Below are 15,436 nucleotides of genomic sequence, written 5' to 3' on the forward strand. Positions count from 1 at the left end.
ATAAGAAATGAAAACACAACTCGTACTATGCGTAGGCGGTTCCCTGCTAGCCGGAATGTCAGCTTGCAAAAAAGAGGCTCCTGAAAAAGAGGTGCCAATGAACGTAATCTACATTCTGGCTGATGATCTCGGCTATGGTGATATAGGCTGTTACGGACAGCAAAAGATCAAAACACCGAATATAGACAGGATGGCACGAGAAGGAATGTTGTTTACTCAACATTATGCCGGCTGTACGGTCAGTGCCCCTTCCCGTTGTTCGTTAATGACCGGATTGCATACCGGACATTCGCAGATCCGGGGAAACATGGAGATTAAACCGGAAGGACAGCAACCGATGGCTGCCGATACCTATACACTCGGTAAACTGATGAAGTCGGCCGGTTACACGACCGGTATCTTTGGTAAATGGGGATTGGGATATCCTGGCTCCAGTTCTGTTCCATCCAATATGGGATTTGACGAATTTTTCGGCTATAACTGCCAGCGTCAGGCACATTCCTATTATCCGGATCACTTATGGCATAACAATGATACGGTTTTCCTGCATGAAAACGATAATGAAGGCCGGCAGGTCTATTCGCAGGATCTGATCCATGAACAGGCCTTAAAGTTTATCCGGGATAATAAAGACAAGCCTTTTTATGCGATGCTGACCTATACGTTACCCCACGCAGAACTGAACTTGCCGCATGACTCTATTTACCGGATGTATGAAAATGCATTTGAAGAAGTTCCTTATGATGGAAAGATGGGATATCACCCGTCTGAAAAACCTTATGCCTCTTTTGCGGCGATGGTAAGCAGACTAGATAAATATGTCGGCGACGTAATGGCTGAATTGAAAGAACTGGGATTGGATAAGAATACGATCGTGATCTTCACCAGTGATAACGGACCGCACCGGGAAGGTGGAGCGAACCCGGATTATTTCCTGAGTTACGGACCTCTGAAAGGTGTAAAAAGGGATGTTTATGAAGGTGGTATCCGTGTGCCGATGGTAGCTTGGTGCCCGGATAAGATCAAGGCAGGCGTAAAGAACGATCATATCAGTGCTTTCTGGGATGTTATGCCTACATTGGCAGAATTGACAGGCGTTGCTTTGCCTGAAACCGGAGACGGAATTTCTTTCCTGCCTACCTTATTTTCGAAAGACGGACAGAAACAACATGAATATTTGTATTGGGAATTTCATGAACTGAACGGACGTGAAGCTTTACGCAGCGGCAACTGGAAACTGATCCGGCAGCCGATCGTTGGCGAGACCATTCTGGAACTCTATGATTTGAGTTCGGATATCCATGAGGATAATAACCTGGCTCAGCAGAATCCGGAGAAGGTGAAAGAGCTGGAAGTTTTAATGGACGGTGCACGTACAGAATCACCGTTGTTTAATTTCGGAAGAAAATGAAAATAACTCTATTTGCTTGTTTATTATTCGTTACGGGTAGTTTGTTTGCCCGTAACCTGGATAAAACATTCCAGCTATTACCACAACCGCAATCGGTAGAAGTCCTTTCCGGTAAAGGATTGAGCTTTGGTGAATTGTCGTATGTATCGTCGGCTGAGGGCACATCGATCCCCGTACTGGGTGAGATTGTAGATGGATTGCCTCAAAGTAAACGTAGCGGTAAAGGTGTCCGGTTTCAATTGTCGACGACAAATGTACCTGACTCTCCCGAAGGATATGTGCTTGAAATATCTGATAAAGGGGTAACCGTTACATCGAGAGATAATGCCGGGCTTTTTTACGGTGCACAGACCTTGGAGCAGTTGCTGGAAGACAGCCGGGATTTTAAGAAGGAAATACCTTCGATGAAGATAACGGATTATCCGGCCATCGCTTATCGTGCTGTTCATCTGGATACCAAACATCATCTGGACCGGATGGAGTACTACTACCGTATGGTGGATAAGCTGGCCCGTTATAAAGTGAATGCAATAATCTGGGAACTGGAAGATAAATTGCGTTTCACCCGTCGCCCTGAAGCCGGTGCTCCGAATGCAATCAGCAAACAGGAGATGCAGGCTTTATGCCGGTATGCGAAGGAGCGGAATGTAGAGATCAGTCCGTTGGTACAAGGTTTGGGACATGCCGGATTTATTCTGAAACATCATTGGGAATTGCGGGAGAATCCGGCAAGCGACTGGGAGTTTTGTCCGTCCGATCCCCGTACGTACGAGGTGCAGTTCGATCTGTATCTGGATGCGCTCGAAGCAATGCCTTACGGGAGATACCTGCATGTGGGCGGGGATGAGATAACAGCTATCGGTATCGATGACCGTTGTAAGGCTACCGGAAAGTCTGCATTCGAATTGCAGATGGTATGGTTGAAAAAGGTTTGCCAGTTTGCTGTCGATCATGGTCGTATTCCTATATTCTGGGATGACATGCCGCTTAAATATGCTGACCTGTGGGAACTGGCTTTGAGCGATAAGACGGAAGAGGAAGTGGCAAAGGAATGGAATACTGAAAAGCTGGATAAAGCGATCGATCTCTTTCCGAAAGAATGTGTGTATATGCGTTGGAAATATGAAGATGCGACCACTCCGGCACATCGTAAGCTATTGAAATGGTATAGCGATAAAGGACTGAAAGTAATGGGAGCAACTGCTGCGTCAGCCGGCGATTCTCCTTTCCTGCCACGCAATAACACACGGTCGGAATATGTGAAAGGTTTTAGTCAGCTTGTAGCAGAAAATCATCTGGAAGGGATTCTGGCAACAGCCTGGGATGACGGTTCTCCACATCTGGAAACAGTTTGGCGCGGTTACATCGCGCAAGGCGAGTTCGGCTGGAATCCGACAGCACGGGATATAGAAACTTTCAAGAAGGTTCATGCCCAGCGTGAATATGGTTTCCGTCCGGAAGAGAACCGGATGCAGTTTCTCGACGAACTGGAAAAAGCGATCTTCTTCTTTGATGGGGCATTAGTCACTTCCGGACGGAGAAACCCGGCTTGGGGAACAACGGACTTTACTCTGATGGAATTGCCGGATAAAGCAAATCCGGGCACATGGAGCGAAACATATAAAGAGAAAATAACGAAAGCCAAAGAAGAAGCGAAACGTTATGAGTTTATTGCAAGTGGAGTTCGTACGGCTGAAAAGAATGCTTTGCGTAACCGTTATACCCTAGAGGTGTATGAGCAAACGAATAATCTGCAAAACTATCCGACCCGTTTGATACTGGCATTGAATGAGTACGACACGGCGAAAGATGCTGCTGTCCGCAAAGCCGCTTTGGATAAAGTTGTCGGCGTTTGTAATTATTTCAAAGAAATGCGTTCAAACCTGGAAGCCGTTTATTCGGAAACCCGCTTTATGCAGCAACCGGAAGGTTTTATTGCCGATATGAATTACCACAACCATTTGTCATCGAAAACAGAAAATAGCGACTGGCTCTATCTGTATGAAATCCCGATGATAAAGAAGGTGCTTCAATGGGCTGATCAATAATAGACTTAATTTATAACATACAAATTATTTGACCATGAAGAAAATAACATTGACAATGTTGATATGTTTGTTGTGTCTCCCCTTATGGGCGGCACATCAACCGGAATTTTCTACTGCCGGTTTCTTTCGGATGGAAAATACCGGACGTGATGTTTATTCCATGAATCCGGCCTGGCGTTTCTATAAGGGAGCTATGCAGGGAGCCGATGCAAAAGAGTTTAATGATAAAGACTGGACAGTCGTTTCCCTGCCACATGGCATTGAATACCTGCCGACTGAGGCCAGTGGCTGCATTAACTATCAGGGGGAAGTGTGGTATCGCAAGCATTTTACACCCGACGCCGCTTTGAAAGGAAAGAAGCTATTCCTGCATTTCGAAGCAATTATGGGGAAAAGCAAGGTGTTTGTAAACGGTAAACAACTGACCGAACATTTCGGAGGTTATCTTCCTGTTGTGGTGGATGTAACGGACGTACTCGACTGGAATGGCGATAATGTGATTGCCGTATGGACAGACAATAGCGACGATCCGTCCTATCCTCCCGGAAAAGCCCAGGATGTATTGGACTATACCTATTTCGGAGGTATTTACCGCGACTGCTGGCTGATTGCCCATAACAATATCTTTATCACCGATCCGAATTATGCGGATGAGGTGGCCGGAGGTGGATTATTTGTTGCATATAATAACGTATCGGAAGCTTCGGCTGATGTCTTGTTGAAAATACAACTGCGTAACGAAACGAAAAAGTCGTTTACCGGTGTCGTGGAATATGAATTGCAGCAACCCGATGGTCAGCAAGTCGCTTTCCTGAATGCAAAGGTCCGCGTAAAGCCGGGTAAATCTGTCAGCAGTTCTGATAAGTTATTAGTGAAGAATCCGCTTTTGTGGAGTCCGTCTTCACCTGCATTGTATAATCTGTTGGTACGTATTCGTGATGAACAAGGGAATGTGATCGACGGTTATCGTCGCCGTATCGGTATCCGTAGTATCGAGTTTAAAGGGAAAGACGGTTTCTGGTTAAATGGCAAACGGTATGAGAAGCCGTTGATCGGTGCAAACCGCCATCAGGATTTTGCCGTTGTCGGTAATGCGGTGGCTAACAGCATCCACTGGCGTGATGCGAAAAAGCTGAAAGATGTAGGTATGGAAGTGATCCGTAACGCCCATTGTCCGCAAGATCCCGCCTTTATGGATGCCTGCGACGAACTGGGACTGTTCGTGATCGTCAATACTCCCGGCTGGCAGTTCTGGAACGATGCTCCCGAATTTGCACAGCGTGTGTACAGCGATATCCGTCACTTGGTACGCCGTGACCGTAACCATGCTTGTGTCTGGTTGTGGGAACCGATCCTGAACGAAACCTGGTATCCGGCAGACTTTGCCAAGAATACCCGTGATATAGTGGATGCCGAATATCCTTATCCGTATTGCTATTGCGGTAGCGATAGCGAAGCACGCGGTCATGAGAACTTCCCGGTCCATTTTGCCCATCCCGCCAATATGCAAGATGCTTCGAAAGAGATTGATCCGACAAAGACTTATTTTACACGTGAGTGGGGAGATAATGTGGATGATTGGAATTCGCATAACTCTCCAAGTCGTGTCGCTCGTAACTGGGGTGAACAACCGATGCGTGTGCAGGCTGAACATTATGCACTGCCTTCTTATCCGGTAACTAATTATGATATTCTTTGTAAGCAACCGGCACAGCATGTGGGAGGATGCCTGTGGCATTCGTTCGACCATCAGCGTGGTTATCATCCGGATCCTTTCTATGGTGGAATAATGGATGTATTCCGTCAGCCTAAGTTCTCTTATTATATGTTTATGGCGCAGCGTCCTCCGGTAAAAAGTGACCGGATAGCCGAGACAGGCCCGATGGTCTTTATTGCCCATGAAATGACTCCTTTCTCCGGCAAGGATGTGGTGGTTTATTCCAACTGTGATGAAGTACGCCTGACTTTTAATAAAGATGGAAAGACAGCCACCTATAAAAAGGATAAGAACAGGAAGGGAATGCCTTCACCTATTATCACTTTCCCGGATATGTATGACTTCATGGTGGATAAAGCACTTTCAAGAGAACGGAAACAGGAGGATGTCTATTTACTGGCAGAAGGCCTGATTGACGGAAAAGTGGTGGCGACTCATAAGGTGACTCCTGCCCGTCGTCCCGAAAAGCTTTTACTCTGGGTGGATAACGAAGGAACGAATCTTGAAGCGAACGGTTCCGATTTCGTAACCGTGGTTGCGGCTGTAGCCGATAAGCAGGGGAATATCAAGCGTCTGAATAACTATTTCATCAAATTCAATGTAGAAGGTGAAGGCAGATTGCTGGGTGGTTCGGATGTAATGGCAAATCCTGCTCCGGTAAAATGGGGAACGGCTCCTGTTCTTGTACAGTCTACTTTAAAACCGGGTAAGATCAAAGTAACTGCCAGCGTATTGTTTGAAGGTTCGCAAATGCCGTTAAGTGCAGAACTTGAGTTTGACAGTAAAGCGACTTCCTTCCCGTTAATTTATAATCAGGCGGATGCCGTCTTGATCCCTGCTTCTTCTGTGGAGAACGATCGGGCTGCGACTGTTAAATCTTCTGCTGAACGGGAAGTGGAACGCCTGAAAAAGGAATTGAATGCTTTGAAGCTAAAAGAAGTGGAACGCCAGCAAACTGAGTTTGGTGAGAACCGGTAAGAATATCTTTTTGTATCGCTTATTTTGTTAGTATTTAATGTGTTAGATGATAACGGTTTTTGACCTTATCTTAATAATTGGACGGAGGGGATGGTTTATAAGCTTTCCCCTCTTTCTTTCAGATAACATAAGAATAAAAAAGCGGAAGGGCCTATTTATTTACGGAAAATTTGCCTATGTTTGTATAAGACATTTAGGGACGGGAGATTTCAGAGTACCTTAAGTATGAATTAGGTAAATAGTAGGAATGGATAGAGGAATTGAAGAAAAATACTTGAAAGAACTTGCAAAAGGTAGCCGTAAAGCCTTTGAAACTATTTATATGATCTATGCTCCTCGCGTGGAATATTTTTTGCGTGGCTTGTTGAAAAATGATCTTGAGGCCGAAGATATGATGCAAGATATATTTTATAAAGTATGGAGCAATCATGAAACGATAGCCCAGGTGGATTCATTTAAGTCTTACTTATTCCGCATGGCGAAGAATGCCGTATATAACCACTATTCCCATCTTTTGATAAAAGAAAATTATATCGAAATCCAAAAGAACATACATCCTTATGAGGATTTGGTAGAAGAGAAAATACATGCGGAAGATCTGGAGTTACTGATCATAATGTCGATCGAGAAAATGCCCCCTCAGAGAAAGAAAATATTTAAAATGAGTAGGTTGGAGAACTTATCTAATGATGAAATTGCAACACTATTGAATATAAGTAAACGTACTGTCGAGTCTCATATTTCACAGGCTCTGGCTGATTTAAGAAAACTACTTGTCCTGTACGTAATAACTTTTCTGTAGGATAAAACGATTTTTTTTGATTTCGGACACCGTGTGCACAGTGCCTTAGCTGTCTTATATATGTAACACCGATTAAAATGAAGACAAATTATATAAATTCCGTAATAACGAAATTTTTTGGCAATGATATGCCGAAAGAGATTCAGGCTCGTTTCCAGCATTGGTTCCTGCAACCGGAGAATTTGTTGGAGAAAGAAGAGGTGCTTCATGAGATCTGGAGTGAGATAGATGTGAAAGCGGATGATACGACACGTCGGAAATTTGCACGATTGAACGCCCGTATCGATGTTGTTCAGGGAAGGAACAAACAGTATGCGTTAAAGAGAATAGCAGCCGTTGCCGCTGTATTCCTGTTGCTGGTTGGAACAAGCTGGTTGACTTGGAACCTGAAAGACAGGCAGGAAGCGGAAGCTTTTTATATAGTAGAGGCTCCGTTTGGTGAAAAAAGTAAACTCACACTTCCCGACGGGACGATAGTCTGGTTGAATGCCGGGTCGCAGTTGACATATTCCAATTATTTTAATAAGAATAACCGGAATGTTACGCTGAACGGAGAAGGGTATTTTGAAGTGACCAAACAAGGTGGGAAAGAGTTTGTCGTTAATTCTGCCGGATGTGGTGTACATGTCAAAGGGACGGTATTCAATGTAAAGGCTTACCAGGAAGATCCAACAATGGAAGTCCGCCTTTATGAAGGTTCAGTTTGTTTATCCACACCTTCGATCGATGAAGAGGATGGAATTTATATCGAGCCGGGTGAAAAAGTCAGTTATGATAAAACGACTAATACGATTAAGAAAGACAAGTTATTGCATTTGGATAACCTGTCATGGAAAGACGGATATTACCATTTTACAGACAATTCGCTGGAAGAAATTTCTGCGGAACTGGAGCGTATTTTCGATGTCCGTATAAAAATAGAGGATGCTGATATAGGGCAGCATAAGTATCATATATCGTTTGTAAATCAAGAAACGTTGCCTGAAATGCTGGATGCGATCAACAATGATAAAAAGTTGGTTATAACGTATAACAGGGATACGGTCGAGATAAGGAAGAGAAAATAAATATTCAATTTATTTGATAGAAATACTAGTATTAAGCTGAAGCGTACGGTCGGCTGACGGGTATTTCTATGCATGAATGTAAACTTTGTATAAACAATTAAATTAATTAACATGAGAACAAGACAGTCCTTTTATGAAAAACCGCTTCTACTGTTTTTCCTGTTGATGATCTTTGTTTCTTCTACAGTGATGGCACAAGGTGCCGAAAAGATTTCGATGAAGTTGACAAATCTCACGATAGAACAGGTATTGGAACAGATCACGAAACAAAATGGCTATTCGTATGTGATAAAAAGCTCGGAGCTGGATATGCAGAAAAAGACTTCTGTGGATGTCACGGACGAATCGATCAAAGATGTTCTTTATAAGGTGTTTGAAGGGCAGCCGGTTTCAATAGAAATTGTGGGTAAGAGTATCCGTATTTCTAAAGAAAGCCGGAGTGTCTCTGCGGGGAGTTCACAAAAAAAAGTGATAAGAGGTGTTGTTACCGATGAAAATAACCAGCCGTTGGCAGGGGTGAACGTCGTTGAACAGGGAACAACCAATGGTACGATCACAGATATGAACGGGAATTATTCTCTTGAACTGAGTGATCCGAATGCTGTTCTGCAATTTTCTTTTATCGGTTCGAAAACGATCATGCAGAAAGTCGGTAATCAGACTTCGATTAATGTCGTTCTGCAGGAAGATTCGCAGACATTGAGTGAAGTGGTAGTTGTCGGTTTCGGTACACAGAAAAAGGTGAATCTGACGGGATCGGTATCGACGGTTGCATCGAAAGCTCTGGAGTCGAGACCTGTTATGAATGTGAGTCAGGCGCTCCAGGGGTTGGTTCCGGGTTTGAACTTTTCGTATGCAGGTTCCGGAAATGGTGGTGAACTGAACAATGAAATGAAACTGAATATCCGTGGTGGCGGTACGATCGGTGACGGTTCTAAATCATCTCCGCTGGTACTGATCGATGGGATGGAAGGTGATATGAATGCGTTGAATCCTCAGGATATCGAAAGTGTTTCAGTCTTGAAAGATGCTGCTGCTTCCTCTATCTACGGATCGAGAGCACCTTTCGGGGTTATATTGATCACGACTAAAAAAGGAACGGCCGGGAAAATCGCCGTGAACTATAACAATAGTTTCCGTTGGTCTTCAGCGATCAATACTCCTGATATTGCCGATTCATACACGTATGCCCAGTATTTTAACCGGGCTGCAGAAAATATGGGAGAAACCGGACGCTTTACACCGGAATGGCTGGAACGTATTAAAGCGTATCAGGAAGGAACTTTCCTTCCGACAACTGTTCCTGATCCCAATAATCCGAGTCGTTGGGACTGGCAGGGTAACTCTAATAATGACTGGTATGACATTTATTTTAATAATGCCGCTTTTTCACAGGAGCATTCGGTAAGTGCCAATGGCGGAAGTGAAAAGTATCAGTTCTATGTGTCGGCTAATTATCTGGACCAAAGTGGTCTCCTAAAGTTCAATACGGATAAGATGCAACGTTATACGGTTACCGGTAAGATCAATGCTAAGCCGACGGACTGGTTGAGCTTTAATTATAGCTCCAAGTTTATCCGTAATGATTACAAGAAACCGTCTTCTGTGGATGATAATGTGTTCTATCACAATATCGCAAAACGCTGGCCTATGGAACCTTTCCTCGATCCTAACGGACATGGAATGAGTATGGCGGAAGGATTGTTGCAAGGCGGTGATTATAAGACTCAGAAAGATAATCTGTACCAGCAATTCCAGTTGATCCTGGAACCGATCAAAGATTGGAAGATTTTCGGAGAACTGAATTACCGGACTACGACGGAGTTCTTGCATAAAGATGTAAATCCTGTAACCAAATATGATGTAAGTGATAATCCGTGGACAAATCCGGCAGAGCAATCATCCGTACTGGAACAGGCTACCAAGAATAACTTCTTCAATCCGAACGTTTATTCGGAATATTTCAGAGAGTTCAACGAAGGTCATGCCTTGAAGATCATGGTCGGTTTTCAGGCGGAACTAAATAAATACAGGGAGTTAGGTGCATCGAGAACAGATATGATCACCTCCAATTTACCGACGTTGAATACATCGACCGGTACTGATAAGATTACAAAAGGGGGATATAGCCATTGGGCTACAGCAGGTTTTTTCGGCCGTATCAATTACAACTATAAAGAACGCTATTTGCTGGAAGTAAATGCCCGTTATGACGGTACTTCCCGCTTTTCAAGAGATCACCGATGGAATGTATTCCCTTCCGTTTCTGCCGGTTGGAATGTAGCGCGTGAAGCATTCTGGGAACCTTATTCCGATATTGTAAATAATTTGAAGTTGAGAGGTTCATGGGGTGAGTTGGGAAATCAGAATACAACGAACCTGTATCCTTATTATCAGTTACTCAAATTTGCGGCGAATGATGCTGATAGTCATTGGTTACTGAATGGGGTAAAGCCGAATACGGCTAATGCGCCGGATCTGATTTCCGCTTTATTGTCTTGGGAGACAATGCGCTCTTGGAATATAGGTATCGATGTAGGTGCATTGCAGAATCGCCTGACTTTCAGTTTTGATTATTTCAACCGTAAAACGTTGGATATGGTTGGTCCGGCACCGGAACTACCTGTAATCCTGGGTGCTACTGTTCCCAAAACGAATAATGCCGACATGGAATCGAAAGGTTTTGAACTGGATGTGGCCTGGAGAGACCAGATTGGCAAAGTAAGTTACGGTGCACATATTATGCTGTCGGACGACCGTCAGCGGGTAACCCGTTATTCGAATCCGACCGGAACCTTGAACACCTGGTATGAAGGACAATATGCCGGAGAAATATGGGGATATGTAACTCACGGTATTGCAAAAACAGACGAAGAAATGCAGAGCTGGCTTGCTAACCACAAACAATCATTTGGAAATAACTGGGCTGCCGGTGATGTCATGTACGAAGATCTGAACGGTGACGGTGAAGTGAACGAAGGTAGTAATACGATCACAGATCCGGGAGATAAGAAAATAATCGGAAATTCGAGTCCGCGTTATAAATTCGGTATCGATCTGGATGCCTCCTGGAAGGGTTTTGATATCCGTATGTTTTTCCAGGGTGTAGCGAAAAGAGACTATTGGTTAGGCGACAACATGTTCTGGGGTGCAAGCGGCGGATTATGGCAGAGCACCTGTTTTACGGATCATCTGGACTTCTTCCGTTCGGAAGGGGATGAGTGGGGAGCTAACTCGAATGCTTATTTCCCACGCCCGATACTGGATGGCGGAAAGAACCAAAAAAAACAGACCCGCTATTTGCAGAATGCAGCTTATCTGCGTATGAAAAACCTGCAAATAGGTTATACATTACCTGCACATCTGACAAGTAAAGCCGGCTTATCGAAATTAAGAATCTTCCTCTCTGTAGAGAACTTATTTACGATCAGTGGCTTGCCTGATAGCTTTGATCCTGAAACATTAGGGTCAGGATATGGAAACTGGAACGGTTCGGTAACAGAATCCGCCAAATCATATCCTTTGTCGAGAACTGTCTCAACCGGATTAAGTGTAACCTTTTAAATAGTAATATAATATGAAACTGAAATATATCTTACCCGTATTGATAAGTGTGTTTTCCATGACATCATGTAATGATTTTCTGGATAGGGAACCGCTGGACAATATTACGCCCGAAGCTTTTTTCTGGAGCGAAAGCGATCTGGCTGCTTATACGATCAAACAATATAGTTTTACCACACATGACGGTTGGAATCTGGGTACATGGAAAAATGATAACGATACCGATAATCAGGTGACAGGTTCTTTCAACAGCCGTTGGGTACCTGGCGAATGGAGAGTGAACGAATCTTTTTCTACCAGGGGAGACGATCCGTGGAATTTCGATAAAATAAGGAACCTGAATTATTTCCTTGAAATAGCGGTACCTCGCTGGAAAAACGGGGAAATAAACGGGACGGAAACCAATATCAAACATTATATCGGAGAAGCCTATTTTATGCGTGCCTGGCAGTATTTGAGCAAACTTCAGACATTGGGTGATTTTCCGATTGTCCGTAACACGTTGCCGGACGAACAACAAGCTTTGACGGAAGCCAGTTACCGGCGTCCGAGAAATGAAGTAGCTCGCTTTATCATTTCTGATCTGGATTCTGCGATTATGTTGATGAATAATAACCCGGCCGGCGGTAAAAACCGGATTACACGTAATGCCGCTTTATTGGTAAAATCGAGAGCTGCCCTCTTTGAAGCAAGTTGGGAAACCTATCATAAAGGGACGAACCGTGTTCCTGGTGGACCTGGTTGGCCCGGAGCTTCTACCGCTTATTTGAAAGATTATACGATTAATATCGATAGTGAAATCTCTTATTTCCTGGACGAGGCGATGAAAGCGGCTGAGGAAGTAGCCGATAATGTTTCTTTGACCATGAATAATTTCGGAGAAAAGCTGGATAATCCGTATTATGCACAGTTTGCTGCGGAAAATATGGAAGGATACGAGGAAATATTACTCTGGCGGGCTTATGATATGGAATATAAAGAGAAGCATTCAGCCGGTTATTATTTGCAGCGCGGAGGAGGAAATTCGGGTTTTACCAGGGATTTCGTAGAAACATTCCTTTGTGAGGATGGTCTTCCGATTTATGCATCTTCCAAATATGTGGGTGATAATACGATCGCAGATGTGAAGGCGAACCGTGATTTCCGTTTGCAACTGTTTATGAAAGAACCGGGCGAGTTGTTGAGTGAACTGTCGGATGTCGACACATTCGGATATCCGGATATTCTGGCTAAACAGGAGGTTCGTGCCGTAACCGGTTATTGCCTGCGTAAGGGAATGCCGCATACCTGGTATCGTGACGGGGATTATTGTGTGGAAGGTTCGCATGTATTTCGTGCGGTAGAAGCTTATCTTAATTATATCGAGGCTTCCTGTTTGAAGAACGGTGGAAGCAGTATCGACAGCAAAGCGGATTCTTATTGGAAAGCAATTCGTGAACGTGTTGGTCTTCCGGTGAATTATCAGCAGACAGTTGCGGCCACCGACCTGGCAAAGGAAAAAGACTGGGCTGTATATTCCGGCAGTCAGCCTGTTTCAAAATTACTGTACAACATCCGTCGTGAACGTCGTTGTGAATTAATGGAAGAAGGCTTCCGTATGAATGACCTGAAACGCTGGAGAGCATTGGATCAGGTAAAGAATTATCAGGTGGAAGGTTTCAAACTCTGGGGACCTATGCAGTATGAATATGTGGATAATCAAGGGAATTCGACTTTGATACCGGAAGGTACGGAAGGGAAGACGGCTAATGTTTCCAGTCAGAAGAACAGTGTCTATTTGCGTCCTTACCAGATCATTAAAACGTCCAACCTTGTTTACGATGGATATAACTGGTGTGATGCTCATTACCTGAGCCCGATCGCCATGCAACATTTCCGCATTACGGCTACTGATCCTGAAAACGGAGAAACTTCTGTGATCTATCAGAACCCGGGATGGCCGCTGAAAGCAAATGCCGGTGCAATAGGTTATTGATAAATAGGAATAAAAATCAGATTTAATTAAGACCAGTTTGGTGAGGAGCATTTATTTGCCGGATTGCCAAGCTGGTTTTTTATTGAGTAATTTACATAAAATAGAAAGTTTATGATCAAATATTGGATATTGATTCTTGTCGCGTTATTTGCGTTGGTCCATCCGTCGCAGGCTCAGTTGAGTGAACCGTTGCCATTTATGGCTCCTTTTTCCCCGATAGCAGCGAAAATAGTAGACTATGAGATGAAAGATACGGTTACGGCTCCGGCAGCATTAATCCGCCTGCCGAACCGTAAAATTGCTTATATGGTCCGGCAGAACGGTCGGTTGGCTCCGTTTTTCCTGAAAGCGATAGAGACAGGGTATTGGGATACCCGTTATGAAAAAGAGACAAACTATGATTCTATCTTCGCTGATATGAAGGAGATGGGAGCTAATACCGCTTATATGATGTTGCATTGGGAAGATATCGAACCGGCGGATAACCGGTTTGACTACCGTTTTGCCGATGAAATTGTGGCAGCAGCTCAAAGGCAGGAATTGAAAATCGGTTGGGTATTGTTTTTACATGCACAAAAGGAGAGAGTACCGACCCTCAATCCCGAAACGGCCTGGACATTTCATCTGGACGACAGGGATTCTTCCAATTATACGATGCAATGGGTGAAACGGAATGGCGTACTTTATTCGAATATCCAGGATATACTGACCTACGGTGTCCGTCCGCTTCATGTATATGGTCATAAAGAGGTTTTTTACCGGATAAGGAAAATGCTTTATAATCTGGCTGTCCATTATAAAGATGATGAGACAGTTATCGGAGTACAACTGGGAAATGAGGAAGGTTTCAGTTTTCTGGATGAAAGTGATTTCAATCCGGTAACGGCTGAATTATTTGAAGAGTGGAAACTGAAAACCAACAAAACCGATTATGCACAGTTTAAAAAGGAAGCCATCGACTGGTGGTGGCAACAATTTACTTCCGCTTACCATGAAGGAGATCCGTATAAGATATTATCTTTTAACCTGGATGCCGGACAGGCAGAAGCCGGTGATCCGGAGCGTGTCCGAATGACGGGAACGAGTGCGGCGACTTATGCAGACGGAAATTTGGATGCGATCGGTACGATGTTTTATAAAAACTGGGGGTATAAAGCGATAGCTGGGATCGATCATCGCTATAATGATTCGTATAACTATAAACTGCCCATATTGATCCCATCTGAGATCGGTATAGGACATTTCAATACATCTGTCAATTTCCGTCATTTTGTAATTCATTCCCTGGAAAGGGCGGCACAAGGCTTTGGCGTTTATTGTTATGGGGAGGTAAGGAAAGAACTGCCTGAATTGAAGCCGGTCAGGGAAGATCTTACTCGGATGTTTGAAGCCATATCCCGGAATGAGGATATTATTTACGGCGGATTACCGGGACCGGGATTTGTTCGTTGTGAGGTCGGTATTCCGGGTGCACAGGTCAGCCATTTGAATGTGGATGGTCGGGAAACTTTGGCAATGGTTTATTTCCCGGAAGCAAAATCTTTTACGAATAGTGAATTAGCTTCTATGGAAACTCTGAGAATTAAGCTGGATTGTATGGCCAGGGTCTCGGGAACCTATAAAATTCAGATTTATAAGAATGGGGAGAGTATAAGTGATCTTTCTGTTCCGTTGCAGGAGAGAGAGTCAGAGTCGGTGGAAATAAAAGATGTGAGGAAAGAGGATATTCTTTTTATCTCGATTCGGGAATATTCTCCTCTGAACTAACCTCAAGGCTAACGGTACCAACCTTGTAACTGTGGTTGAGTAATGGAACACATTTAAACGGTGTTTGGCGGGAACCGGTAAAATAAGTACCTTTATGGCAAACTCTA

The 15,436-nt window shown here is 43.9% G+C and carries 8 protein-coding genes; all 8 read left to right on the forward strand.

Going from position 1 to position 15,436, the window contains the following annotated elements; translation table 11 throughout:
- Positions 1-7: 7 nt before the first annotated feature.
- The 8 genes from BQ7394_RS02745 to BQ7394_RS02780 all read left to right on the forward strand — a co-directional run bounded on the left by BQ7394_RS02745 (position 8) and on the right by BQ7394_RS02780 (position 15,329).
- Positions 8-1,411 (forward strand): arylsulfatase, encoded by a 1,404-nt coding sequence (locus tag BQ7394_RS02745; protein ID WP_075555971.1) that lies wholly within the window; start codon positions 8-10, stop codon positions 1,409-1,411.
- The gene (locus BQ7394_RS02750; protein ID WP_075555972.1) at positions 1,408-3,459 is read left to right on the forward strand and encodes a glycoside hydrolase family 20 zincin-like fold domain-containing protein; all 2,052 of its coding nucleotides are present in this window, start codon (positions 1,408-1,410) and stop codon (positions 3,457-3,459) included. The genes BQ7394_RS02745 and BQ7394_RS02750 overlap by 4 nt, the downstream gene beginning before the upstream one ends.
- Before the next feature lie 34 nt (positions 3,460-3,493).
- Positions 3,494-6,154: a glycoside hydrolase family 2 protein gene (locus tag BQ7394_RS02755; protein WP_075555973.1), complete on the forward strand. Its 2,661-nt coding sequence runs from the start codon at positions 3,494-3,496 to the stop codon at positions 6,152-6,154.
- 247 nt (positions 6,155-6,401) lie between these two features.
- Complete coding sequence (locus BQ7394_RS02760; protein ID WP_075555974.1) at positions 6,402-6,956, forward strand: RNA polymerase sigma-70 factor; 555 nt, start codon at positions 6,402-6,404, stop codon at positions 6,954-6,956.
- Positions 6,957-7,033: 77 nt separating this feature from the next.
- Positions 7,034-8,023: a FecR family protein gene (locus tag BQ7394_RS02765; RefSeq protein ID WP_075555975.1), complete on the forward strand. Its 990-nt coding sequence runs from the start codon at positions 7,034-7,036 to the stop codon at positions 8,021-8,023.
- A gap of 111 nt (positions 8,024-8,134) precedes the next feature.
- Positions 8,135-11,587, forward strand: coding sequence for a TonB-dependent receptor (locus BQ7394_RS02770; RefSeq protein WP_075555976.1), 3,453 nt, complete (start codon positions 8,135-8,137; stop codon positions 11,585-11,587).
- A gap of 13 nt (positions 11,588-11,600) precedes the next feature.
- Positions 11,601-13,562, forward strand: coding sequence for a RagB/SusD family nutrient uptake outer membrane protein (locus BQ7394_RS02775; RefSeq protein ID WP_075555977.1), 1,962 nt, complete (start codon positions 11,601-11,603; stop codon positions 13,560-13,562).
- 111 nt (positions 13,563-13,673) lie between these two features.
- Entirely contained in the window at positions 13,674-15,329 is a 1,656-nt protein-coding gene (locus BQ7394_RS02780) for a glycoside hydrolase 5 family protein (protein WP_075555978.1), read from the forward strand.
- Positions 15,330-15,436: the final 107 nt, after the last annotated feature.

The organism is Parabacteroides timonensis (genome assembly GCF_900128505.1).
GTDB classification, from domain to species: domain Bacteria; phylum Bacteroidota; class Bacteroidia; order Bacteroidales; family Tannerellaceae; genus Parabacteroides; species Parabacteroides timonensis.

Coding starts and splice junctions, on each gene's coding strand:
- BQ7394_RS02745 (WP_075555971.1), top strand. CDS start 8: ATGAAAACACAACTCGTACTATGCGTAGGCGGTTCCCTGCTAGCCGGA.
- BQ7394_RS02750 (WP_075555972.1), top strand. CDS start 1,408: ATGAAAATAACTCTATTTGCTTGTTTATTATTCGTTACGGGTAGTTTG.
- BQ7394_RS02755 (WP_075555973.1), top strand. CDS start 3,494: ATGAAGAAAATAACATTGACAATGTTGATATGTTTGTTGTGTCTCCCC.
- BQ7394_RS02760 (WP_075555974.1), top strand. CDS start 6,402: ATGGATAGAGGAATTGAAGAAAAATACTTGAAAGAACTTGCAAAAGGT.
- BQ7394_RS02765 (WP_075555975.1), top strand. CDS start 7,034: ATGAAGACAAATTATATAAATTCCGTAATAACGAAATTTTTTGGCAAT.
- BQ7394_RS02770 (WP_075555976.1), top strand. CDS start 8,135: ATGAGAACAAGACAGTCCTTTTATGAAAAACCGCTTCTACTGTTTTTC.
- BQ7394_RS02775 (WP_075555977.1), top strand. CDS start 11,601: ATGAAACTGAAATATATCTTACCCGTATTGATAAGTGTGTTTTCCATG.
- BQ7394_RS02780 (WP_075555978.1), top strand. CDS start 13,674: ATGATCAAATATTGGATATTGATTCTTGTCGCGTTATTTGCGTTGGTC.